Here is a 22,686-nt window from a genome sequence, read left to right as displayed (position 1 = left end):
CGTAAAACCCTCGGCTGGCGCACTCCAGCAGAAGCCTTTATTGAGAACTGCGCCAAGCAGGGAATCGTCATTGACCCCGCTGTTGCACTTGGGGCTTGAAACCGCCCTTACTTTCTTTGGGCAAGACAAAGAAAAGTAAGTCGGTCCCGGCAGGGAACGAAACAGGGATGGACCACCAAGGCATAAAACCAAAACAACCCCAAATCACCCGCCCAACAACTCCCCCACAGCACACCCCACCACCACAGTCGCACCCCGCAGATCATTCAACCGCAGGTTCTCATCCGTGTTGTGTCCCCGCGCTTCCATCAACGTACGCGGGCCCGCGCCATACAGAACCGTCGGCACGCCATGCGCCGTGTAATGCCGTGCGTCGGTATACAGCGGCACGCCATGCACCGGCACATCGCCACCAAACACCGCCAACGCATTCCGTCGCAGCGCGCCAATCAGCGCCTCCACGCCCGGTAGTTCGGCAAGCGGCTCGGCCAACAGGATGCGTTCCACCGAAACCTCGATCCCCGGCCGCTCTGCCGCCGCACGCTCGATCACCGCGCGCAGTTCGCCTTCCGCATCGCGGCCGGCCTCTTCAGGAATCATCCGGCGGTCAACGCGGAACGTCACCAGATCGGGCACCACGTTGGTGTTGATGCCGCCCTGGATCAACCCGACGTTGAGCGTTGCGTGGTCGATGCCCGGCACGGCGGATTTGCGCGTTGCGAGTTCCGCGCGATAGGCATACACGGCCTGCAGGATATGCGTGGCCGCTTCGATGGCATCGATGCCCGTATGCGGCATGGCGGCGTGCGCCTGCCTGCCGCGCACCGTCACCTGCACGTGCAGGCAACCGTTATGCGCCGAGGTGATGCCGTACGCAAAGCCAGCGGAGATGGCGTAATCGGGCTTGCTCAAGCCTTGATCCAGCAGCCACTTCGGGCCGATGTCGCCGCCGGTTTCTTCGTCGTACGTGAAATGCAGTTCGACCGTGCCGTTGAATTTGGCACCGCGCTTTTCCGCTTCGATCAGTGCAAGCAGCGCCCACGTGTAGGTGGCGAAGTCGGACTTGGACACCGCAACGCCGCGGCCGAACATGGTCGGGCCGTGTTCGGTCTCGACGATCTCGCCGCCGTATGGGTCGTGCGTCCAGCCCAGGCCTGGCGGGACGACATCGCCGTGTGCGTTCATGGCGATCGTGGGGCCGCCGCTGCCGAAGCTGTGCCGCACAATCAGGTTGGTGGCGCTGACCATGCCGGCGGCACGCACCTGCGCCTGGGGCACGGCATGTGCCTCGACCGTCAGGCCCAGCGCCTCCAGCAGCGCCTTGGCGCGCGCGGCATGCGGGGCACAATCGCCGGACGGGTTGTCTGACGGCACCTTCACCAGCTCGCGCAGGAAATCAATCTGCTGTGCGTGCGCGGCGTCGACAAATGCGCGGATGTCCGAATCGATGCCGGGGTTGGCAAGTTGGGCCTGGGTCATGTCGATGTCTCGCTGATTGGGTAGGACGGAGATTGAAAGTGACTGAGCCCCCGTTGTGCGGGGGCTCAGGATCGGTACCGATGACGCGATGCTTACAGCGCGGCCTGCATGGCCTCGGCGGTCAACCACACCGATTCGGCCAGGTCTTGCTCGTCGCAGTTGTGGCCTTCGCCACCACGATCGACGACGAGGAAATCGCTCACCTCGCCCAGGGCCAGCAGCGGGTGGTGCCACACGCCGCGCGCGTAGTTCACGCCTTGCCAGCCGCGCGAGACGAACGCGCGCAACTTCGACGGGTCCAGCTCGCCGGCCGGCGCCACAACCACCAGATACGGCTTGTCGTTCTGCGGGATGAAGGCCTGGCTGCCACGCGGGTGGCGCTCCAGCATCTTGACCTCAAACGGCAGCGTGCGCGGCTGACCACGGAACAGGCTGATCAGCGCACGGCCGCCCTCGCCCACGTCCACGTTGGCGAGGTCATGAAAGCGGATGGTCGTGCCCTGGTTGATGGGGAATTGCTTGGCCCCGTCCAGTTCGATCACGTCGCCGAACGGCGCGAAGGCTTCGCGCGTGAGCGGCTCGATGGTCAGCGCAATGCGTGCTGCGGTCTCTTGACTCATTCGAGCACCCCCCACAGGCGCAGACGCGACACGCCGCCGTCCGGGAACATGTTGAAGCGCACGTGCGTGACGATGCCGAGGTCGGCGATTTCCGCTTCGTAGTAGTGCTGCAGATCCATCTGCAGCTTCTGCTCGGGCAGCAGCGTCTGCCAGAACATCGCCTGCGTCTTCAGCGAGCTGTCTGTGCCGCCCACCACGCGCGCGGCCTGGATGGAAACGCGGTCAGCAAAGTTGCCCTTGAAGTGCGCGGTGTCGACTTCGATCTTGCGGATGCGGCCCGGGTTGGCCAGCGCGATCACGCACCAGTCGTTGCCCGGTTCGCGGCGGCGGCGCGTTTCCCAGCCGTCGCCCATGTTCACGCCGCGGCCCGGCATCAGCATGCGCGAGGCCGGCCCGAAGTGTTCATTGTTGGCTTCAACCACATAGGCGCCGTTTTCCATGGCGGCCAAGTCGAACAGCTTGGTGCGATCCGCGCCCTTCCAGTCGACTTGCGGCTGCCCGTACACGCGCAGGCGCGCGATGCCGCCGTCCGGGAAGATGTTCACGCGCAGGTGCGTGAAGGCCTGCGTGTTCGTCACGGCCACGTAGGCGTGGCTGTTGCCTTGCAGCGTGGTCGACGGAACGATTTCAGTCCACTGCGTGGCCTCGGTCGGTTCGCCATCCGGCAGATAAGCGGCTTCAATGGAAGCGGCCGGCGGGAAGTTGCCGGTGAAGTGGCTCGTGTCGATATCGACACCCTTCACGACGCCGGGGCGGGCCAGGCGGACGATGCAGTGGTCATAGCCGCCGTTACGGCGACGGCGCGTTTCCCAACCATCCATCCACTTGCCGTGGTCGTCGTATTTGCCCGGAATGAACACCGCCGGCTCGGGGTTGAGCATGCGGTCTTTCGGCGCGAAGAATTCGTCGGTCGCGAACGTAGCCTCTGCGCCAAGGCGGGGGTCCGCCAGGTTCGGATATCGGCGCGTGAAATCCGGCGCGTTCGGATCGAGCGTGGGCATCGCCATGTGGAACTCCTTGGTGTTTTGTCTCTGGATGTTATACGGCCGGCCCATCGAACAAAAACAGCGAGTAAGGACACTCGAAACTGTAGCGATGGGAACACCGGAAGTGCAGCGTAAATGGCGGAAGCACAAGGCTTCGCGGGACTGCATGAGTCGATCCTAGCATGTGAATTCAAAAATTGCATACAAAAATTGGATCGCCTATGATGCCGTCAACGCTCAACAATTCATCGCGACAATTTGTTGCGACGCAGCGAGCGAAACAAGGCCGTGACGACAATCGCAACCAACTGAATTAGACGATTGGGCACGGCTTGAGACACCAGTAATCCAAAGGAGGATTCACCATGCAACGCTTTACGCGCCCGTTGTTCGGGCAGGTTTTGATTGCCCTGGCGTTGGGCATCGCGCTTGGCATCTGGGCGCCGGAGTTTGCGCAGAAACTGCAGCCGCTCGGCGATGGCTTTCTGAAACTGATCAAGATGCTGATCGCGCCGATCGTGTTCTCGGTGGTGGTGGTGGGCATCTGCGGCGCCGGCGAGCTGAAGAAGGTCGGGCGCGTAGGCGGCAAGGCCGTCATCTACTTTGAAATCGTCACGACGATTGCGCTGGCGCTGGGCATTGCACTGGCCTATCTGTTCGGGCCGGGGCACGGCATGAATGTGGATCCGAAGACGCTCGATCCGGCGGCCATGGCGTCGTACATGACGACCGCCAAGCAGGTGGAATCGACCGGCGTGGCAGCGTTCTTCCTCAAGCTGATTCCCGATACGTTCGTCAGCGGCTTTGTGAAGGGCGACATCCTGCAGGTGCTGCTGGTGTCGATCCTGTTCGGCTGCTCGCTGTCGCTGCTGGGTGAGCGGACCAAGCCGCTGGTCAACCTGATCGACCAGCTCTCGCATGTGCTGTTCCGCATGATGGCCGTGATCATCCGTCTGGCACCGCTGGGCGTGCTGGGCGCGGTGGCCTTTACCGTCGGCAAGTACGGTGCGGGCTCGCTTAAGCAGCTTGGCTTCCTGGTGCTGCTGTTCTATGTGGCCGTGGCACTGTTTGTGTTCGTCGTGCTCGGCACCATCCTGCGCATGGCGGGCTTCAACATCTTCAAGCTGATCCGCTTCTTGCGCGCCGAACTGCTGGTGGTGCTGGGCACGGCATCGTCCGACGCGGTGCTGCCGTCCATCATGAACAAGCTGGAGAAGATGGGCATCAAGCGCTCGGTGGTCGGCCTGGTCATCCCGACCGGCTACTCGTTCAACCTCGATGCGTTCTCGATCTACCTGACGCTGGCCGCCGTGTTCATCGCGCAGGCGACCAACACGCCGCTGGCGCTGCAGGATCTGCTGCTGATCCTGGGCGTGGCGCTGGTCACCTCCAAGGGTGCGCACGGTATTCCGGGTTCGGCCATCGTGATCCTGGCGGCCACGCTGTCGGTCATTCCGGCCATTCCGGCGATCGGCCTGGTGCTGGTGCTCTCCGTCGACTGGTTCATCGGCATTGCCCGTGCGCTGGGCAACCTGATCGGCAACTGCGTCGCCACGGTGGTCATCGCCGCGTGGGAGAAAGACATCGACCGCGTGCGCGCCAATGCGGTGCTCGACGGCAAGATCGACATCACCGAAGAAGGCGAGGCGATTGCGCACGGCCACGGTGTGGCTGCACAAGCCGCCCACACGCTGCCGCATGCCTGAAGCGGCGCTGCTGTCGGACGGCGGTAAAATCGGCACCATGACCGAAACCACTGCCGCCGACATCTCCTCCGAAGGCATTGCCGACGACATCGCCCAGGCGATCGTCGCGCATCGGCTGCCGCCAGGCACCAAGCTGCGCGAAGAGGCGCTGGCGCGGGTCTACCACGTCAGCCGCACCAAGATTCGCGCGGCGCTCCTGATGCTCGCAAAGGACAAGCTGATCCGCATGGAGCCGGATCGCGGTGCGTTCGTCGCCAAGCCGGATGAAACCGAGGCGCGCGAAGTGTTTGCCGTACGCCGCGTGCTGGAAGTCGCGCTGGTGCGCGAGTTCATCGCCAAAGCGACGCCGGCCGACTACAAGCGGCTGGAGAAGCACCTGGCCGAAGAGCACAAGGTGGCGGCCAGCGGCGACTTGTCTGACGTCCCGCGCCGCAATCGCCTGATGGCCGACTTTCACCTCCTGATGGCCGACGTGGTGGGGAATAGCGTGCTCAAGGAAATGTTGTATGAGCTTTCCGCCCGCAGCTCGGTGATCACGATGATGTACCAGTCGACGTACGACGCCGTGCGTTCGTCCGACGAACACACTGCTTTCCTGGATGCCGCCAAGCGCGGCGACGTGGAAGGCGCCATCGCCCTGATGGAAGAGCACATGGCGCACACCGAGGCGTCGCTCAAGTTCGAATCGCCGGGCGGCCGCGCGACGGATCTCGTAGCCGCCCTCCTAGCCTGATCGCGCGTGCCGACGTACACGCTGCGCGCGCCGGTTTCCGCCGAGCTGGAAATCAAGAAAAGCCGCTTTATCGGGTTGGCCGTGCCGGTTGATGACCGGGCTGCCGCCATGGACGTGATTGCACGCCTGCGCGCCGAACACCCCGCTGCCACACACGTCTGCTGGGCACTCCTGGCGGGCGGCCAATCCGGCATGTCCGACGACGGAGAGCCCTCCGGCACGGCGGGGCGCCCCATTCTGGAAGTGCTGCGCCATCACGATCTGGATGGGACGCTGGGCGCCGTGGTGCGTTACTTCGGCGGGGTCAAGCTCGGCGCCGGCGGTCTGGTGCGCGCCTACACGGATGCCATCGCCACCGCCCTCATGCAGGCCGAACGCGTGGAGCGCATCGCCAGCACCACGCTCACCCTATCCACGGATTACGCCGATGAGGCCCGTATCCGCCGCTGGATCGACGATGGCAGCTACACGCTCGTCGATGCTGCGTACGATGCAGGTGTCACGCTCACGGTGCGGTTGCCGGTGACGGGCGAGGCAGCCGCGCGGGTCGCGTTGCGGGATTTGACGCAGGGGCGAGTGGTGATTACCTAGCGCCTATCGCTCGGGAGTGGGCAGAGCGGCGGGCGCAGAGCCCGGGCAACACGGGTTCTGGCAGTCCGGTTGGAAAACGACGTAGGCGGCGGTCGGCATTTTCGGGGCGACGCCCTCGCGTTCAGCGGCACGCAGATGCGTATCGGCTTCGGACGACTCGACTTTCTCGCCCTCGATTCCGACAGCGTCCAGCACGGCCTGGATGCTTCTGAGGCGCAGCACTGCCAGTTCTGGGTCGGACGCAGGCTCCGACGCCTCCCGCAAGCGCACCCGGTACTTGCCGCCGCTGCGAAAATCTTCTTTGAGCTGCGAATCCCATTCCGCCAGTTTCAGGATTTCGGCGGTCGGCAGCGCAGACTCGCCGGGCGAGAACACCAGCGGGTGCTCAAGCCCGGTCAGATCGCACGCCAGGGCGGAGGTGCTGAGCATGAGAGCGCCGAGAACTGCAGTTCTGTGTAGCATCTTCCGTCTCCGGCATTGAGCGCGCCACCCGCGATGCGTCTGATGACAAGTTTAGGAACCGTCATCCATTTCCGCACGGTCAACGCGTTCGCGACCAATACCCCGCCTGCCCGTACACCGTCTTCAGGTGCTCGATAAAGAACCGGATCTTTGCCGGCACCGGCCGCTGCTGCGGGTACACGGCAAGGATGTCGTAGTCGGGCAGCGCGTAGTCGTCGAGCACCGTCATCAGCGCGCCGGATTCCAGCTCAGGCTGGATCTCCCACGTTGAGCGCCAGCCCAAGCCCAGGCCTTCACCCATCCAGCGGTGCAGCAGTTCGCCGTCGTTGCAGTCGAGGTTGCCGTTCACCTTCACGGTGACGGCCTTGCCGTTCTGCTGGAAATACCAGCCGCGCTGCTGACCGCCCTGCAGGTTGAAGGCGAGGCAGTTATGGCGCGCGAGGTCATCCAGCGTGCGCGGCACCCCGTGCTTGGCGAAGTACGCAGGCGTGCCGCACACCACGCGCTTGTTCGACGCCAGGCGGATCGCCACGAAGTTCGGGTCGATCGCGCCACCAATGCGGATGCCCACGTCGTAGCCTTCGCGCACGAGGTCGACCACGCGGTCGGTCAGGTTGAACGAGATGCGCACGTCGGGGTTGGCACGCAGGAAGTCCGGGGCGTGCGGTGCGACGTGCTTGCGGCCAAACGCAGCCGGCGCCGAGACGATCAGGTGCCCGGTCGCCTTGTGACGGCCTTCGGCAACCAGCAGCTCCGCGCGGTCCAGTTCGCCCAGCGCCTTCTTGCACTGTTCCATGAAGACCGCGCCCTGCTCCGTCACCGCAATGCGGCGAGTCGACCGGTGCAGCAGCTTTACGCCCAGACGGGCCTCCAGCGCGTTGATACGGCGTCCGATCATGACGGGCGTCACGTCTTGCGTGAGCGCGGCGGCGGCCATGCTGCCGTGTTCCACCACGGCGATGAACGCTTCGATCTGCTTGAGCTTGTCCATTCCATCATTCCAGTTCGCAATGTCTGACCATTTTAGTGAGCATTCCGTACCAGGATTGCGGCTTTCTGGCGCATATCACCTGTGACGAATGGCAAAAATAGTGGACGCCGATGTGATCGATGCGAGCGGGGCGCGCCCAATTGCTGCGTCGCACCAAAGCGCCTGAAAGCGTTTTGATTTCAAGGTTTTCCGGCATATTGGCTACCTTGGTATTGGTGCAGCACGCAAATCCATTCGGTATTCTCAGTTAGCAATCAACTGACGAAATCTGCGTTTATCCATATCGGCATGCGGGAATAGGATCAGCTCCAACTGATTCCCACCTTCCCTTCCTGGAGACACCCCATGCCGAAGATGAGAGCGATTGATGCCGCAGTTGCGGTGATGGAAAAAGAAGGCATCACCACCGCCTTCGGCGTGCCTGGTGCCGCCATCAACCCGTTGTACTCGGCGCTGCGCCGCGCCGGCAACATTGACCACGTGCTGGCCCGCCACGTTGAAGGCGCCTCGCACATGGCCGAGGGCTACACCCGTGCGGAGCCGGGCAACATCGGCGTGTGCATCGGCACGTCGGGCCCCGCCGGCACCGACATGATCACCGGCCTGTACTCGGCCTGGGCAGACTCGATTCCCATCCTGTGCATCACGGGCCAGGCACCACGCGCCCGCCTGTACAAGGAAGACTTCCAGGCCGTCGACATCGAGTCGATCGCCAAGCCGGTCACGAAATGGGCCGTCACCGTGCGCGAGCCGGCGCTGGTGCCGCGCGTGTTCCAGCAAGCCTTCCACCTGATGCGCTCGGGCCGCCCGGGCCCCGTGCTGATCGACCTGCCGTTCGACGTGCAAGTCGCCGAAATCGAATTCGACCCCGACACGTACAGCCCGCTGCCGGTCTACAAGCCCGCGGCCACGCGTGCCCAAGCCGAGCGCGCCATCGCGATGCTGTGCGAAGCCGAGCGCCCGCTGCTGGTGTGCGGCGGCGGCGTGATCAACGCCGATGCGGCCAAGCTGATGGTCGAGTTTGCCGAGCTGGTGAACGTGCCTGTGGTCCCGACGCTGATGGGCTGGGGCGTGCTGGCCGACGACCACCCGCTCAACGCCGGCATGGTCGGCCTGCAAACGTCGCACCGTTACGGCAACGCCACGCTGCTGGCGTCGGACTTCGTGTTCGGCATCGGCAACCGCTGGGCCAACCGCCACACCGGCAGCGTCGACGTGTACACCAAGGGCCGCAAGTTCATCCACGTCGATATCGAACCGACGCAGATCGGCCGCGTGTTCGGGCCGGACCTGGGCATCGTGTCGGACGCCAAGGCGGCACTGGAGAAGTTCATTGAAGTCGCGCGCGAGCTGAAGGCCGCCGGCAAGCTGCCGTGCCGCAAGCGCTGGAACGCCGACGTGCAGAAGCGCAAGCGCACGATGCTGCGTCGCTCTGACTTCGACAACGTGCCCATCAAGCCGCAGCGCGTGTACCGCGAGATGAACCAGTACTTCCCGCGCGACGTTCGCTATGTGTCGACCATTGGCCTGTCGCAGATCGCTGCCGCGCAGTTCCTGTCCGTCAACCAGCCGCGCCACTGGATCAACTGCGGCCAGGCAGGCCCGCTGGGCTGGACGATTCCCGCCGCCATCGGCGTGAAGGTGGCCTCGCCCAACAGCGACGTGGTGGCCATCTCGGGTGACTACGACTTCCAGTTCATGATCGAAGAGATGGCGGTGGCCGCGCAGTTCAAGGTGCCGTACATCCACGTGGTGGTGAACAACTCGTACCTGGGGCTGATCCGCCAGGCGCAGCGCAACTTCGACATGGACTACTGCGTCCAGCTCGCCTTCGACAACGTCAACGCACCCGAGCTGAACGGCTACGGCGTCGACCACGTGAAGGTGGTGGAAGGCCTGGGCTGCAAGGCAATCCGCGTGTTCAAGCCCGAAGACATCGAACCCGCCTTCGCGCAGGCCCGCCTGCTGATGGCCGAGTTCTCGGTGCCGGTGATGGTGGAAGTGATTCTCGAGCGCGTGACCAACATCGCAATGGGCACGGAGATCGACAACGTGGTCGAGTTTGAAGAGGTGCTCGACCTGGAAGACACCCTCACGGAAGCCGAAGGCGTCACCGCATAAAGACGGCGCGTCGTTCCCTCACCGTCCGATAACAGGAGAAACCATGACAAAGCTGGCAGCCAACCTGACCATGCTCTTCAACGAGCAGGCCTTCCTCGACCGCTTCGAAGCCGCCGCGCGTGCAGGCTTCCGCGGTGTGGAGTTCTTGTTTCCCTACGCGTTTCATGCCGACCAGATTGCCGATCGCCTGAACCGCTTCCAGCTCGACCTGGTCCTGCATAACCTGCCGGCCGGCAACTGGGACGGCGGCGAGCGCGGTATCGCCATCCTGCCGGATCGCGTGAGCGAGTTTCAGGACGGCGTGGGCGAAGCCATCAAATACGCCAAGGTGCTCGGCGTGAAACAGCTCAACTGCCTGGTGGGCATTCGCCCCGAAGGCGTGAGCGAAGACGCTGCGCGCAAGACGCTGGTGGAGAACCTGAGGTTTGCGGCGAAGGCACTGAAGGCCGAGAAGATCGACCTGCTGATCGAGCCGATCAACACGTTCGATATTCCGGGCTTCTACCTGAACCGCACGCAGCAGGCGCTGGACCTGATCAACGACGTGGACGCGTCCAACCTGTACGTGCAGTACGACATCTATCACATGCAGCGGATGGAAGGCGAAGTGGCGAGCACGCTGAAACGCCATCTGGACAAGATCAAGCATGTGCAGCTGGCGGATAACCCTGGGCGCAATGAGCCGGGGACTGGGGAGATCAATTACCAGTTCCTGTTCCGTTGGTTGGATGAGATTGGGTACACCGGGTGGGTTGGGTGTGAGTACAAGCCTAAGGCTGGGACTGTGGAAGGTCTTGGTTGGCGGGCGGCGCACAACGTTGCTTGATTTGGTTTTTGCCTTGTTCCGGCGGGGGTGGTGCATCCCTGGTTTCATCCCCTGCCGGGGCTGACTCACTTTTCTTTGTCTTGCCAAAGAAAAGTAAGCAAAAGAAAGGCGCGCCCGAGATGGCGACTTCCCCTTGAATTTATGTCGCAGAGAGGGGAAGGGAAAAACTCGCTTCGCTCAGACAGTTTCCCTTCCTTTTTCCTCTCTGCAACAGAAATTCAAGGCGCCATCTAGGGCTCCAACGGCCAGACCATCGATCGCAAGTGCAGCAGGAACCAGCAACACAACGCGAAGCAAAGCGAGCAGCAACAGCAACAAACAAGAGCCACCTGGGCCCGCACACCAACGGTTCGGCCGTTGACGTTCCTGCCCTAGATGGCGCCTTGAATTTGTGTAAGCGGGCGGAAGCAAGACGGGGAACTGTCTGAGCGAAGCGAGTTTTCCCCGTCTCCGCCCGGTTACACAAATTCAAGGAAGGGGTCGCCATCTCGGGCGCGCCTTTCTTTGCTTACTTTCTTTGGCAAGACAAAGAAAGTGAGTCGCCCCCGGCAGGGGGTGAAAGGGAGATGAACCACCAAGGTTCAAACAAGCAAACCACCAACATCAAACCAAGGAGATCCCTCACCATGGCAAACAATCTCAACCTCGGTTTCATCGGCCTCGGCATCATGGGCGCCCCCATGGCAGGCCACCTGCGCGCCGCCGGCCACACGCTGTTCGTGCACGACGTCAACCCGGCCTCGGCCGCGCTGGTGGAAGCCGGCGTGACGGTCTGCACGAGCGCCGAGGAAGTCGCCAAGCGCGCCGACATCATCTTCATCATGGTGCCGGACACCCCGCACGTTGAAGCCGTGCTGTTCAGCGAGAAGGGCGTCGCCAAGGCGCTGAAGGATGCCGGCAAGGACGCTGCTGCCAACAAGATCGTCGTCGACATGAGCTCGATCTCGCCGATCGCGACGAAGGACTTCGCAGCCCGCATCAACAAGACCGGCGCGCAATACCTGGACGCTCCGGTGTCGGGTGGCGAAGTGGGCGCGAAGGCCGCATCGCTGACGATCATGGTGGGCGGTGAGCAGGCTGCGTTCGATCGCGTGGCTCCGTTGTTCAACCTGATGGGCAAGAACATCACGCTGGTCGGCGGCAACGGCGACGGCCAAACCACCAAGGTGGCCAACCAGATCATCGTGGCGCTGAACATCCAGGCCGTGTCGGAAGCGCTGCTGTTCGCGTCGAAGGCCGGTGCCGACCCCGCAAAGGTGCGTCAGGCGCTGATGGGCGGTTTCGCTGCCTCGCGCATTCTCGAAGTGCACGGCGAGCGCATGGTCAAGCGTACGTTCGATCCGGGCTTCCGCATCGAGCTGCACCAGAAGGATCTGAACTTGGCACTGCAAGGCGCGAAGGTTCTGGGCGTGGCGCTGCCGAACACCGCCACCGCACAGGAGCTGTTCAACACCTGCGCTGCCAACGGCATGGGCAAGCAAGACCACTCGGCGCTGTGCCGCGCGATCGAGATCATGTCGAATCACGACATCGCCTGAATGCGTGCCTAAGTTGTGTGCACTGTCGCAGCCTTCGGGCGGCGGCAGTTCTTTTTGCTGTCTCCCCGCTTCCTGCCATGCACCACGACCAGTCTGCCCAGGCCGCCCTGCGCGCTGTCTTGCCCAATCCGTCGCCGCGCGCGTTGCTGCACGGCCTGTTTGATACCGCGGTGGCTGCGGTCAGCGCTGCGCAATGCCTGCCTGCATTCCTGCCCGAACCGCCGCGTGGCCGCACCATCGTCATCGGTGCGGGCAAGGGCGCAGCGGCGATGGCCGAGGCGGTGGAGCAGCACTGGAAGGGCGAGCTGTCTGGCCTGGTCGTCACGCGTTACGAGCACGGCCGCGCGCCCGGCACGCAAGGCCGCATTGAAGTGGTGGAAGCCTCGCACCCCGTGCCCGATGCCGCCGGCCAACGTGCCGCGCAACGCATGGTCGGCCTGCTCGAAGGTTTGACGAAAGACGACCTCGTCCTGTGCCTGATCTCGGGCGGCGGCTCGGCCCTGCTGGCCGCACCGGCCGAAGGCCTGACGCTGGCCGACAAGCAGTCCGTCAACCGTGCGCTGCTCAAAAGCGGCGCGAGCATCGGCGAGATGAACTGCGTGCGCAAGCACCTCTCATCGATCAAGGGCGGGCGACTGGCACTGGCGTGCGCACCGGCGCGCGTCGAGACGCTGCTGATCTCCGATATTCCCGGCGATGACCCGACGCTCATCGCCAGCGGCCCGACGCTGCCCGACGCGACCACCTGCGCGGATGCCCTGGCCGTGATCGACAAATACGGCATCGACGTGCCCGAAGCGGTGCGCCGTCATCTGGAAACCGGCGCGGGCGAAACACCCAAGCCCGGCGATGCACGTTTCGAAGGCCATCGCAGCCATGTCATTGCGACGGCTCAGCACGCACTGGAAGCCGCGGCGGCGCAGGCACGCGCGCTCGGTTACGAGGCGCACATCCTGTCGGACAGCATTGAAGGCGAAGCGCGCGATGTGGCCGAAGTGCACGCCGGCATCGTGCGGCAGATCGTGGCGCGCAACCAGCCGTTCACCAAGCCGTGCGTGATTCTGTCGGGTGGTGAAACCACGGTGACGGTGCGCGGTAACGGCCGCGGTGGGCGCAATGCCGAGTTCCTGTTAGCCCTGGGTGTGGCGTTGGATGGCCTGCCCGGTGTGTACGCAATTGCCTGCGATACCGATGGCATTGATGGCTCGGAAGACAACGCTGGTGCGATGTTGACGCCGGATAGTTTGGCGCGTGCTGAAGCGCTTGGGTTGAAGCCGAAGCAGTTGCTCGACAACAACGATGGGTATGGGTTTTTTGATGCGTTGGGCGATTTGATTGTGACTGGGCCTACGCGGACGAATGTGAATGATTTTCGGGCGGTTTTGATTACTGGCTGAGTGGATCTGGATGCGGGGATGGAATGATGTTTTTGGTGCATCCCTGTTTCATCCCCTGCCGGGGCTGACTCACTTTCTTTGGTCTTGCCCAAAGAAAGTAAGCAAAGAAATGCGCACCCGAGATAGCGAAAGACTCCTTGAATTTATGTCGCAGGGAGGGGAAGGGAAAAACTCGCTTCGCTCAGACAGTTTCCCTTCCTTTTTCCTCCCTGCAACAGAAATTCAAGGCGCCATCTAGGGCAGGAACGTCAAGGGCCAAACCGTCGATCACGAGTGCAGTAGGAACCAACAGCACAACGCGAAGCAAGGCGAGCAACACAGCAACAAACGGAGCCAACTAGGACAGCACACAGATTGTGTGGCCGTACCCTGCCCTAGATGGCGCCTTGAATTTGTGTAAGCGGGCGGAACAAAGACGGGGAACTGTTTGAGCGCAGCGAGTTTTCCCCGTCTCCGCCCGGTTACACAAATTCAAGGAAGGGGTCGCCATCTCGGGCGCGCCTTTCTTTGCTTACTTTCTTTGGCAAGACAAAGAAAGTGAGTCGCCCCCGGCAGGGGGTGAAAGGGAGATGGACCACCAAGGTCCGCAAACGCAGCAAGCAATAGTCAGCCCACCGGAGCCATCAACGATGCGCCGCTTCCGCAACACCAAAATCCTCGCCACCCTCGGCCCCGCCAGCAGCGACAAAGACACCATCCGCGCCCTCTTCGACGCCGGCGCGGACGTCTTCCGCCTGAACTTCAGCCACGGCTCGCACGAAGACCACCGCAAGCGCTACGACACCGTGCGCGCAGTGGAGGCCGAGACCGGTCGCCCGATCGGCATCCTCGCTGATATGCAAGGCCCGAAGCTGCGCATCGGCACGTTTGCCGACGGCCGTGTCGTGCTCAAGAACGGCGATCGCTTTGTGCTCGACCGCGATCCGACGCCGGGGGATGTCACGCGTGTGCATCTGCCGCATCCGGAGCTGTACGCGGCTGCCGCGCCGGGGCAATCGCTGTTGCTCGATGACGGCAAGATCCGCCTGGCCGTGGAAGCCGCCGACCCGACGGCCATCGTCACGCGCGTGGTCGATGGCGGCCCGCTGTCTGACCGCAAGGGCGTGAACGTGCCGGATGCCGTGATCCCCATTCCTGCGCTCACCGAGAAAGACCTGCGCGACTTAGACTTCGCGCTGTCGCTGGGCGTGGACTGGATTGCGCTGTCATTCGTGCAGCGCGCCGAAGATGTGATCGCCGCACGCGAGATCATCGGCGACCGGGCTGGGCTGCTCTCCAAGATCGAAAAGCCCGCAGCGCTACTGCATCTGGAAGACATCGTGCAGGCGTCCGATGCGCTGATGGTGGCGCGCGGCGACTTGGGCGTGGAGCTGCCGCCCGAGCGCGTGCCCGGCGTGCAGAAGCGCATCCTGCGCATGGCGCGCCACCACGGCAAGCCGGTGGTCGTGGCCACGCAGATGCTGGAATCGATGATCGAGGCGCCAGTACCGACGCGCGCCGAAGCGTCAGACGTGGCCAGCGCCGTGTACGACGGCACCGATGCCGTGATGCTGTCGGCCGAGTCGGCCAGCGGCAAGCATCCGGTGGCGGCGGTCAGCATCATGAACCGCATCATTGCCGAGACGGAGCGCGACCCGCTGTACCGCAACCTGATCGACGCGCAGCATCAGCCGCCGCTGCCGACGCGCCAGGACGCCATCTGCGCGGCCCTGCGCGACGTGACGCACATCCTGGGCGCAGTGGCCACCGTCACGTATACGTCCAGCGGCAAGACGAGTCTGCGCGCCGCACGCGAGCGGCCGCTGGCGCCTATCGTGAGCATCACGCCGCGCCTGGATACGGCGCGCCGTCTGGCAATCACGTGGGGGGTGCACAGCACGGTCAGCCCCGATGTGAGCAACGTCGACGAGATGGTGGATGCGGCGTGCCGCGCCGCCGCGCGTGAAGGCTTTGCCGTATCGGGCGACCAGATCGCCATCACGGCGGGCATGCCGTTCGGCCAGGCCGGTTCGACCAACCTGCTGCGCCTGGCGGAGATCTGGCCGCAGACGCTCGTGACTGCGCAGACGCAAGACGCTGCGCTGCAGCCCGAGCCGGCCACGGTCTGACCTGACTACGGGTCGGTAGGTCGATCAGACCACTTTGGAGTAGCGCGGGACGAAGGTGACGGGCTTGCCCTCGGCTTCCACCGCGCGCTCCGTGCCTGCCTCGCGCAGGTGCGCATCGAACACCATCGCGATGCGGCGCACCAGGAGCCGCCCTTGCGGCGTGATGACGATACGCTCGTCGCCCACCCTCACCAGCCCGGCTTCCTCCAGCGGCGCCAGCGCCTGCAACTCGTTCGCAAAGCTGCGCTTGAAGTCCAGCCCGTGGCGCGCTCCGAATGCGCGCATGTTCAATTCGAACCCGCACATCAACTCGCCAATCAGCGCGCGGCGCACGTGGTCGTCCGGCGTGAGCGACATGCCGCGCAGCACGGCAAACTTGCCCGCATCGATGCGGGCGTAGTACGCGTCGAGATCCTTCTCGTTCTGCGCATACACATCGCCCACGCGGCTGATGGCGGACACGCCAAACGCCAGCATGTCGCAATCGGCGTGCGTGGAGTAGCCCTGGAAATTGCGTTGCAGCCGGCCTTCACGCTGCGCGATGGCGAGCGCATCGTCAGGCCGCGCGAAGTGATCCATGCCGATGTAGACGTAGCCCTCGGCAACGAGGCGCTCCACCGTCATTGCCAACAGATCGAGTTTTTCGTCGGCGGTGGGCAGCGTAAGCATGTCGATGCGGCGCTGCGCCTTGAACAGGTGCGGCAGGTGCGCATAGCTGTAGACGGACAGCCGATCAGGCGCCATCTCCAGCACGCGGTCGAGCGTTGCGTTGAACGTTTCGGTGCGCTGATACGGCAAGCCGTAGATCAGGTCGAAGCTGATCGATTCGAAGCCCAGCCGCCGCGCGGTGTCGACCACGCGACGTGTCTCTTCCACGCTTTGGATGCGGTGGACCGCGCGCTGGACGTCGGGGTCGAAGTCCTGGATGCCGAGGCTTGCGCGGTTGAAGCCGATCTCGGCCAGCACTTCAAGTGTTGCGTCGTCGGCGTGGCGCGGGTCGAGTTCGACGGAGATCTCGCCATCGTTGGCCAGGTCGAAATGCTGCCGTGTGGCGGCCATCACGGCGCGCATCTCATCGTGCGCTAGGAACGTAGGCGTGCCGCCGCCCCAATGCAATTGCGTCACGCGGCGCAGTGGGCCAATCTGGTTGGCCACCATCGCCATCTCGCGGGCAAGGGTTTCAACGTAGCGTGCGCTGCGCGAGCGATCCTTTGTGATGACTTTGTTGCAGCCGCAGTAGTAGCAAAGGTTCGCGCAGAACGGCAGGTGCATGTACAGCGACAGCGGGGCATGCAGTGCGGGTGCAATCGCCGCGCGACGGTGCAAGGCGTCGAGGTAATCGGCGTTACCAAACTTGTTGTGAAAGCGGTCGGCGGTCGGGTACGAGGTGTAGCGCGGGCCGTGCGTATCAAAGCGCTGGGCCAGCGCGCGCACCTGCGGCGCCGACCAGCGGAAGGCGGTGTCATTTGCGGCGGACGGATCGTCGGCCGGCTTGGCGAACGGAAACATGGGGCGGTTCTTGTGGGGGCGATGGCTCATCCTAAAACTGCGATGTGCGCGCCGCGTTGATGTGTGTCAACGTCGGTCGATGCCTGTCCCAAAGCGTTGCGTGCTGCACGCGGGCCGTCACGATGGCACAACAGCGCTGGCCTTCGACGGTGTTTTCAGGGTTTTGGGTTGTCGGTGCATCCCTTGTTTCATCCCCTGCCGGGACCGACTCACTTTTCTTTGTCTTGCCAAAGAAAGTAAGCAAAGAAATGCGCGCCCGAGATGGCGAAAGATTCCTTGAATTTATGTCGCAGGGAGGGGAAGGGAAAAACTCGCTGCGCTCAGACAGTTTCCCTTCCTTTTTCCTCCCTGCAACAGAAATTCAAGGCGCCATCTAGGGCAGGAAAAGTCAAAGGACAAAAGCCAAACCGTCTGGGCACCTGCCAGAACGACAAAGGCCAACCTCACGACGGGTTGGCCTTTTGCTTTTGACGTTGAGCCCTTGATGGCGCCTTGAATTTTTGTGAGCGGGCGGAAAAAAGGAGGGAGGCCTGTCTGAGCGCAGCGAGTTTGCCTCCTTCCCCGCACGGTCACACAAATTCAAGGGGAAGTCGCCATCTCGGGCGCGCCTTTCTTTTGCTTACTTTTCTTTGGCAAGACAAAGAAAAGTGAGTCGGTCCCGGCAGGGAACGAAACACAGATGGACCACCAACGCAAAAACCAAAAACCCAATCACGAAACCACCGGCTTCTTAGCCGCCAACAACCCCTTCAACGCCCCCAGCCGGTCCTTCGGCGACATCGCTGGCATCGTGTCCTCCGGCGTCGGCCCAGCATCCTCCCCAAGCTTCATCTCGGCGATATAGCGCGACGGCTCACACACCACCGTCTCGCGCGCACGCTTGCGCTTCTTGCACCAGCTGATATGCAGGCTGCGCTGTGCCCGCGTAATGCCCACATACATCAGCCGCCGCTCTTCTTCGATCTTCTCGTCGGTCAGGTCGTCGTCTTCGCGGCAATGCGGGAGGATGCCTTCCTCCACGCCCACCAGGAACACGTGCGGATACTCCAGCCCCTTGCTCGCATGCAGCGTGGACAGGCGCACCGCATCCGGGTCCTCTTCCTTGCCTTCGAGCATGCTGATCAGCGCGATGGTCTGCGTGAGTTCCAGCAGGTTCTTGCCAGTGTCCATCAGGCCATCGGCGTTATCGAAACCGGTGGCCTCTTCGTCATCGTCCTTCTCGGGCGTGGTGCCCTTGCGCTTGAGCCAGTCGAGGAACTCCAGCACGTTGGTCCACTTGTTCTGGGCCTGGCGCTCGTCGTAGGTGTCGTACAGGTAGGCCTCGTAATGGATGCCTTCCATCATCTCGTCGAGCAGCGTGGCGGCGGGCTCCTTGGCGGCCCGGTCCGACAGCCGCACGATGAACTCGCAAAACACCCGCAGCGGCTCGAGCTGGCGCGGCGCGAGCTGTGCCTCGATACCGCCCATCATCGCGGCCTCGAACAGCGACACCTTGGCCTGCCCCGCGAATGCGCCCAGCACTTCCAGCGTCGCATTGCCCACGCCGCGCTTGGGCGTGGTGATGGCGCGAATGAACGCAGGATCATCATCCGCATTGGCAATCAGTCGCAGGTAGGCGCACAGGTCCTTGATCTCCGCCTTGTCAAAAAAGCTCTGACCGCCCGAGAGCACATACGGAATGCGCTCGCGGCGCAGGATCTGCTCGAACAGGCGCGCCTGGAAGTTGCCGCGATACAGGATCGCGTAATCGCGAAACTGCGCGCGACGCTCGAACTTGTGGGCAGAGAGTTTGAAGACCACGCTCTCGGCTTCGTGCTCTTCGTCATTGGCGCTCGTCACGTTGATGGCGTCGCCCATGCCGTGCTCGCTCCACAGCGTCTTCTCGAACAGCTTCGGGTTCTGCGCGATCACGGCGTTGGCCGCGTTCAGGATGCGCACCGTGGAGCGGTAGTTCTGCTCCAGCTTGATGACCTTCAGGTTCGGGAAATCCGTCTGCAGCAGCTTGAGGTTGTCGAGCGTGGCGCCGCGCCAACCGTAGATGGCCTGATCGTCGTCGCCCACCGCCGTGAAGGCCGGCGCCCGCAGGTGCGAACCACCCGCCAGCAGCTTCAGCAGCTGGTACTGGCAGGCGTTGGTGTCCTGATATTCATCGACGAGGAAGTAGCGCAGGCGGTTCTGCCACTTCAGCCGCACCTCTTCATTGCGGGCGAACAGCTCGGCAGGAATGCGGATCAGGTCGTCAAAGTCCACCGCCTGATACGCGTGCAGCGTCGCAACGTAATTGCGGTAGACGAGCGCCGCCTGGTGGTCATCGACGTTGTTGTTGGCGAGCGCCTCGGCAATCGCAGTGTCCGGGTCGACGAGACCGTTCTTCCACAGCGAGATCGTGCTCTGCACGCGGCGGATCAACTGCTTGTCGGTCGTCGCCAGTTGCTCCTGGATCATCCCGAAGCAATCGTCCGAATCCATGATCGAGAAACGCGGCTTGAGGCCCACATGCTCGGCCTCAGCCCGCAAGATCTGCACGCCCAGCGAGTGGAAGGTACAGACCGTCAACTGCTTGATGGGAATGCGCTTGCCGTCTTCGCGTGTCTTGCCGTCCATCAGCTTGGCCACACGCTCCTGCATTTCCTTGGCCGCCTTGTTGGTAAACGTAACGGCGGCGATGTGCTTGGGCTCGAAGCCCTTGTCCAGGATCAGGTGCGCGATCTTCTGCGTGATCACGCGCGTCTTGCCCGAGCCTGCCCCGGCAAGCACCAGGCAGGGGCCGTCGAGGTAATGCACACCTTCGGATTGGGCAGCATTGAGCCCGTGGGCGAGACCGGAAGACATGGGGAACAGGCAGAAGAAAAAGCAGGCGGGAACGACAGCGGAGGGCGATGGTAGCACGGCGTCTTTGCATCGATCGGGCCGGTGCCGCGCCACCCGCGTGGGGCCCCACGGACGTGCTCGACACTGCACCGAATGCGTTTGCGCCCCCCCGCTTTTCGCACCGGCGTTACACCGCTTACGCGCCGTTACACGAACCCCGTAAGCGGCCGGGCGCGGCACGCCGTTATGGACGGGACAGCGGCTGAATCGGTCGGCCGCCCACCGGAGAAACCACCATGCACCGCATTGTTAAAGCCCTGGCCGTTACCGCCGTCGCCCTGTCTGCCACCACCGGCGCCTTCGCCCAAACGCAGTGGCAAAAAGACCACCCGCGCCGCGCCGAGGTCAACCACCGCCTTGCCAACCAGAACAGGCGCATCCACAACGAAGTGAAGGAAGGCGAGATCACCAAGGGCCAGGCGCGCCAGCTGCACCGGGAAGACCACCAGATTCGCCAGGAAGAGCGCGACATGGCGGCTCAGAATGGCGGCGGCATCACCAAGCAGGAGCAGCGGACGCTGAACCAGCAGGAAAACCAGGTCAGCCGCCAGATCGGCAAGTAAGCCAGAGCACGACCGCCAACACCCGCACTCCGGCCACACCCTTGGAGCTTGGCGACCCCGCCAGCGCCCCGAGGGTGTGGCTGTTGTCTTTGGCGCAAGAGAAAGAAAAGTGAGTCAGCCCCGGCGGGGGATGAAACAAGGGATGCACCAAAAAACGAAAACAAACTCTTTCGGCAAAAACCGCCGAATCCCCCCCAATTGACAATCCCATCCCCCTTCCGTACATTCGCGCCATCCATCCGGGAGAGCGTGCCCGCCGTATACGGCAAGGCGCCGCCGAAGGGGTAGCACCCGAAAACTCTCAGGCATCCAGGACCGGGCGGATCGGCGGACATGCGTCCGACCGCACTCTGGAGAGCTGGCGCCGCACGACCACTGCGGGCGCCCACCGAAGGGGCTCACGAACGGCGCGCACCGCTATGCGCCCCGCTTCGCAATCTCTCAGGTACCAAGGACAGAGGGGCCATCTGCGCAGCTTGTTGATCTTCATGGCGTCACCATGAGGGATCAGGCTGCGCGGGTGGCCTTTTTGCTTTTCTGGTTCCCGATCCATGCGCCGCGCCCAAGCCACGGCGGCGCGCTCAGCCGAGAGATTCCATGACGCTCCAACACACGCCGCTCAATGCCATCCACCGCTCGCTGGGCGCCCGCATGGTCGACTTTGGCGGCTGGGACATGCCCGTCAACTACGGCTCCCAGATCGAAGAGCACCACGCCGTGCGCCAAGACGCCGGCATCTTCGACGTCTCGCACATGTGCGTGGTCGACCTCACCGGCGCGCGCGTGCGCGACTTCCTGCGTGGGCTGCTCGCCAACAACGTCGACAAGCTGCAGACGCCCGGCAAGGCGCTCTACAGCTGCATGCTGAACCCCAAGGGCGGCGTGATCGACGACCTGATCGTCTACTTCTTCCGCGAAGACTGGTTCCGCCTGGTGGTCAACGCCGGCACTGCTCCGACGGATCTGGAATGGATCGTCGCGCAGAACGCGGCCGCCGGCACCGACGTGACCATCACGCCGCGCCGCTCCGACAACAACGCTGGCGCCGAGCCGCTGGGCATCCTGGCCGTGCAGGGCCCGAACGCGCGTGCCAAGACCTACGCTGCGCTGCGCGGCACGCAGGCCGTGGGCGATGCGCTCAAGCCGTTCAACGCGGGCTTCGTCACCGTGGAAAACGTGGGCGAGATCATGGTGGCCCGCACCGGCTACACCGGTGAAGACGGTTTCGAACTCGTCGTCCCGGCCTCGCAGATCGCCGGCGTCTGGGAGCGCCTGCTGCAGGCCGGCGTGCGCCCGGCGGGCCTGGGCGCGCGCGACACGCTGCGCCTGGAAGCCGGCATGAACCTCTACGGCCAGGACATGGACGAGCACGTGTCGCCGCTCGACGCCGGCCTCGCCTGGACGGTCGACCTGCAAAGCGAACGCGACTTCACCGGCAAGGCCGCGCTGCAAGCCGGCGGCCAGCGCGAACAGTTCGTCGGCCTGATCCTGCGCGACAAGGGCGGCGTGCTGCGCGCCCACCAGAAGGTCATCACCGCTGCCGGTGACGGCGAGATCACCAGCGGCACGTTCAGCCCGAGCCTGTCGCTCTCCATCGCACTGGCGCGCCTGCCAAAGGACGTGGCCATCGGCACTGACGTGCAGGTCGAAATTCGCGACCGCAAGTTGACCGCGACTGTGGTTAAACTGCCGTTCGTGCGCAATGGCAAGGCGCTGGTCAGCTGAACACCGAATCTGCATTCCCCAATACCCATCTTCCGGAGAAACCTTTCATGAGCAACGTCCCCGCCGATCTGAAGTACACCGAACACGACGAGTGGATCCGCGTTGAAGCCGACGGCACGCTGACCATCGGCATCACCGACTTCGCGCAGGACGCGCTGGGCGACATCGTCTTCCTGGAACTGCCGGACGCTGGTCGCGCAGTCGCCAAGGACGAGGCGATTGCCGTGGTCGAATCGGTCAAGGCCGCCTCCGACATCTACGCCCCCGTCTCGGGCGAGATCATCGCCAACAACGCCGACGCCGCGGGTGCGCCCGAGTCGGTCAACGCCGGCGCCTACGAGGCCTGGCTGTTCAAGATCAAGCCGACCAACGCCGACGATGTGAACGCGCTGATGTCGGCCGAGCAGTACGCCGCCAAGATCGGCTAAGCCGGTCACCGAAGCCGATGTGCCTGACCCGC

General features: G+C 63.6%; 19 protein-coding genes and 2 riboswitches. Of the genes, 12 read left to right on the top strand and 7 right to left on the bottom strand.

The genetic code is table 11. The features are described 5' to 3' along the window. Positions 1-204: 204 nt before the first annotated feature. The 3 genes from ACU8YE_RS20540 to alc form a co-directional block, all read right to left on the bottom strand. Complete coding sequence (locus ACU8YE_RS20540; protein WP_446929463.1) at positions 205-1,479, bottom strand: M20/M25/M40 family metallo-hydrolase; 1,275 nt, start codon at positions 1,477-1,479, stop codon at positions 205-207. Positions 1,480-1,571: 92 nt separating this feature from the next. Further along, positions 1,572-2,099, bottom strand: a complete 528-nt coding sequence (locus ACU8YE_RS20535; RefSeq protein WP_232041351.1) for an ureidoglycolate lyase — start codon at positions 2,097-2,099, stop codon at positions 1,572-1,574. Beyond that, positions 2,096-3,106: an allantoicase gene (gene alc, locus ACU8YE_RS20530; protein WP_232041352.1), complete on the bottom strand. Its 1,011-nt coding sequence runs from the start codon at positions 3,104-3,106 to the stop codon at positions 2,096-2,098. Before alc ends, ACU8YE_RS20535 begins: the two co-directional genes overlap by 4 nt. A gap of 344 nt (positions 3,107-3,450) precedes the next feature. Between alc and ACU8YE_RS20525 the strand changes: the two genes are divergently transcribed. Genes ACU8YE_RS20525 through ACU8YE_RS20515 form a run of 3 tightly spaced genes read left to right on the top strand, consistent with a single transcriptional unit; the run spans position 3,451 to position 6,115 of the window. Then, a complete protein-coding gene (locus ACU8YE_RS20525; RefSeq protein ID WP_232041353.1) occupies positions 3,451-4,791 on the top strand; it encodes a C4-dicarboxylate transporter DctA in 1,341 nt (446 codons plus the stop codon). A gap of 37 nt (positions 4,792-4,828) precedes the next feature. Next, a complete protein-coding gene (locus ACU8YE_RS20520) occupies positions 4,829-5,524 on the top strand; it encodes a GntR family transcriptional regulator (protein ID WP_024977277.1) in 696 nt (231 codons plus the stop codon). A 6-nt stretch (positions 5,525-5,530) separates the two neighbouring features. Further along, entirely contained in the window at positions 5,531-6,115 is a 585-nt protein-coding gene (locus ACU8YE_RS20515) for an IMPACT family protein (RefSeq protein ID WP_446929462.1), read from the top strand. Positions 6,116-6,118: 3 nt separating this feature from the next. On the opposite strand, the gene ACU8YE_RS20510 is transcribed toward ACU8YE_RS20515, so the two are convergent. Both ACU8YE_RS20510 and ACU8YE_RS20505 read right to left on the bottom strand, forming a co-directional pair. Then, positions 6,119-6,544, bottom strand: coding sequence for a hypothetical protein (locus tag ACU8YE_RS20510; protein ID WP_446929461.1), 426 nt, complete (start codon positions 6,542-6,544; stop codon positions 6,119-6,121). A 112-nt stretch (positions 6,545-6,656) separates the two neighbouring features. Then, positions 6,657-7,568, bottom strand: coding sequence for a LysR family transcriptional regulator (locus ACU8YE_RS20505; RefSeq protein WP_004628698.1), 912 nt, complete (start codon positions 7,566-7,568; stop codon positions 6,657-6,659). A gap of 345 nt (positions 7,569-7,913) precedes the next feature. Between ACU8YE_RS20505 and gcl the strand changes: the two genes are divergently transcribed. From gcl to pyk, 5 genes are all read left to right on the top strand, one after another. After that, entirely contained in the window at positions 7,914-9,689 is a 1,776-nt protein-coding gene (gene gcl / locus ACU8YE_RS20500) for a glyoxylate carboligase (RefSeq protein WP_260803946.1), read from the top strand. 43 nt (positions 9,690-9,732) lie between these two features. Further along, positions 9,733-10,515 carry a hydroxypyruvate isomerase gene (gene hyi / locus ACU8YE_RS20495; RefSeq protein ID WP_343620425.1) on the top strand — a complete coding sequence of 261 codons (783 nt, stop codon included), beginning with the start codon at positions 9,733-9,735 and terminating at the stop codon, positions 10,513-10,515. 566 nt (positions 10,516-11,081) lie between these two features. Beyond that, the gene (glxR, locus tag ACU8YE_RS20490) at positions 11,082-12,053 is read left to right on the top strand and encodes a 2-hydroxy-3-oxopropionate reductase (protein ID WP_446929460.1); all 972 of its coding nucleotides are present in this window, start codon (positions 11,082-11,084) and stop codon (positions 12,051-12,053) included. 77 nt (positions 12,054-12,130) lie between these two features. Beyond that, positions 12,131-13,450: a glycerate kinase type-2 family protein gene (locus ACU8YE_RS20485; protein ID WP_316870547.1), complete on the top strand. Its 1,320-nt coding sequence runs from the start codon at positions 12,131-12,133 to the stop codon at positions 13,448-13,450. A gap of 629 nt (positions 13,451-14,079) precedes the next feature. Continuing rightward, positions 14,080-15,558 (top strand): pyruvate kinase, encoded by a 1,479-nt coding sequence (pyk, locus tag ACU8YE_RS20480; protein WP_232041360.1) that lies wholly within the window; start codon positions 14,080-14,082, stop codon positions 15,556-15,558. A 24-nt stretch (positions 15,559-15,582) separates the two neighbouring features. Here the strand turns inward: pyk and hemN are convergent, their stop codons facing one another. Continuing rightward, positions 15,583-17,067 carry an oxygen-independent coproporphyrinogen III oxidase gene (hemN, locus tag ACU8YE_RS20475; RefSeq protein WP_440475505.1) on the bottom strand — a complete coding sequence of 495 codons (1,485 nt, stop codon included), beginning with the start codon at positions 17,065-17,067 and terminating at the stop codon, positions 15,583-15,585. A 122-nt stretch (positions 17,068-17,189) separates the two neighbouring features. On the opposite strand from hemN, the gene ACU8YE_RS20470 reads away from it, so the two are divergent. Then, on the top strand, positions 17,190-17,444 hold the full coding sequence (locus tag ACU8YE_RS20470) for a hypothetical protein (protein ID WP_446929459.1): 255 nt from the start codon (positions 17,190-17,192) through the stop codon (positions 17,442-17,444). Between the two features lie 334 nt (positions 17,445-17,778). On the opposite strand, the gene ACU8YE_RS20465 is transcribed toward ACU8YE_RS20470, so the two are convergent. Further along, positions 17,779-19,899: a UvrD-helicase domain-containing protein gene (locus ACU8YE_RS20465; RefSeq protein WP_446929458.1), complete on the bottom strand. Its 2,121-nt coding sequence runs from the start codon at positions 19,897-19,899 to the stop codon at positions 17,779-17,781. Between the two features lie 275 nt (positions 19,900-20,174). On the opposite strand from ACU8YE_RS20465, the gene ACU8YE_RS20460 reads away from it, so the two are divergent. The 3 genes from ACU8YE_RS20460 (at position 20,175) to gcvH (ending at position 22,654) form a co-directional block, all read left to right on the top strand. After that, positions 20,175-20,501, top strand: coding sequence for a hypothetical protein (locus ACU8YE_RS20460; RefSeq protein WP_232041362.1), 327 nt, complete (start codon positions 20,175-20,177; stop codon positions 20,499-20,501). Positions 20,502-20,731: 230 nt separating this feature from the next. Continuing rightward, positions 20,732-20,829: riboswitch (glycine riboswitch) on the top strand. Positions 20,830-20,841: 12 nt separating this feature from the next. After that, positions 20,842-20,969: riboswitch (glycine riboswitch) on the top strand. A 129-nt stretch (positions 20,970-21,098) separates the two neighbouring features. Then, positions 21,099-22,226 carry a glycine cleavage system aminomethyltransferase GcvT gene (gene gcvT / locus ACU8YE_RS20455; RefSeq protein ID WP_440840144.1) on the top strand — a complete coding sequence of 376 codons (1,128 nt, stop codon included), beginning with the start codon at positions 21,099-21,101 and terminating at the stop codon, positions 22,224-22,226. Positions 22,227-22,273: 47 nt separating this feature from the next. Beyond that, complete coding sequence (gene gcvH, locus ACU8YE_RS20450; protein WP_045206806.1) at positions 22,274-22,654, top strand: glycine cleavage system protein GcvH; 381 nt, start codon at positions 22,274-22,276, stop codon at positions 22,652-22,654. The last annotated feature ends 32 nt before the right edge of the window (positions 22,655-22,686 follow it).

This window comes from Ralstonia sp. VS2407, from assembly GCF_052950655.1.
This window is presented reverse-complemented; position numbering and strand designations above follow the sequence as displayed.

What these genes read in the sequence shown, in the direction of transcription:
- ACU8YE_RS20540 (WP_446929463.1), bottom strand. Translation starts at nt 1,479, where the DNA reads ATGACCCAGGCCCAACTTGCCAACCCCGGCATCGATTCGGACATCCGC.
- ACU8YE_RS20535 (WP_232041351.1), bottom strand. Translation starts at nt 2,099, where the DNA reads ATGAGTCAAGAGACCGCAGCACGCATTGCGCTGACCATCGAGCCGCTC.
- alc (WP_232041352.1), bottom strand. Translation starts at nt 3,106, where the DNA reads ATGGCGATGCCCACGCTCGATCCGAACGCGCCGGATTTCACGCGCCGA.
- ACU8YE_RS20525 (WP_232041353.1), top strand. Translation starts at nt 3,451, where the DNA reads ATGCAACGCTTTACGCGCCCGTTGTTCGGGCAGGTTTTGATTGCCCTG.
- ACU8YE_RS20520 (WP_024977277.1), top strand. Translation starts at nt 4,829, where the DNA reads ATGACCGAAACCACTGCCGCCGACATCTCCTCCGAAGGCATTGCCGAC.
- ACU8YE_RS20510 (WP_446929461.1), bottom strand. Translation starts at nt 6,544, where the DNA reads ATGCTCAGCACCTCCGCCCTGGCGTGCGATCTGACCGGGCTTGAGCAC.
- ACU8YE_RS20505 (WP_004628698.1), bottom strand. Translation starts at nt 7,568, where the DNA reads ATGGACAAGCTCAAGCAGATCGAAGCGTTCATCGCCGTGGTGGAACAC.
- gcl (WP_260803946.1), top strand. Translation starts at nt 7,914, where the DNA reads ATGCCGAAGATGAGAGCGATTGATGCCGCAGTTGCGGTGATGGAAAAA.
- hyi (WP_343620425.1), top strand. Translation starts at nt 9,733, where the DNA reads ATGACAAAGCTGGCAGCCAACCTGACCATGCTCTTCAACGAGCAGGCC.
- glxR (WP_446929460.1), top strand. Translation starts at nt 11,082, where the DNA reads ATGAACCACCAAGGTTCAAACAAGCAAACCACCAACATCAAACCAAGG.
- ACU8YE_RS20485 (WP_316870547.1), top strand. Translation starts at nt 12,131, where the DNA reads ATGCACCACGACCAGTCTGCCCAGGCCGCCCTGCGCGCTGTCTTGCCC.
- pyk (WP_232041360.1), top strand. Translation starts at nt 14,080, where the DNA reads ATGCGCCGCTTCCGCAACACCAAAATCCTCGCCACCCTCGGCCCCGCC.
- hemN (WP_440475505.1), bottom strand. Translation starts at nt 17,067, where the DNA reads ATGTTTCCGTTCGCCAAGCCGGCCGACGATCCGTCCGCCGCAAATGAC.
- ACU8YE_RS20470 (WP_446929459.1), top strand. Translation starts at nt 17,190, where the DNA reads ATGGCACAACAGCGCTGGCCTTCGACGGTGTTTTCAGGGTTTTGGGTT.
- ACU8YE_RS20465 (WP_446929458.1), bottom strand. Translation starts at nt 19,899, where the DNA reads ATGTCTTCCGGTCTCGCCCACGGGCTCAATGCTGCCCAATCCGAAGGT.
- ACU8YE_RS20460 (WP_232041362.1), top strand. Translation starts at nt 20,175, where the DNA reads ATGCACCGCATTGTTAAAGCCCTGGCCGTTACCGCCGTCGCCCTGTCT.
- gcvT (WP_440840144.1), top strand. Translation starts at nt 21,099, where the DNA reads ATGACGCTCCAACACACGCCGCTCAATGCCATCCACCGCTCGCTGGGC.
- gcvH (WP_045206806.1), top strand. Translation starts at nt 22,274, where the DNA reads ATGAGCAACGTCCCCGCCGATCTGAAGTACACCGAACACGACGAGTGG.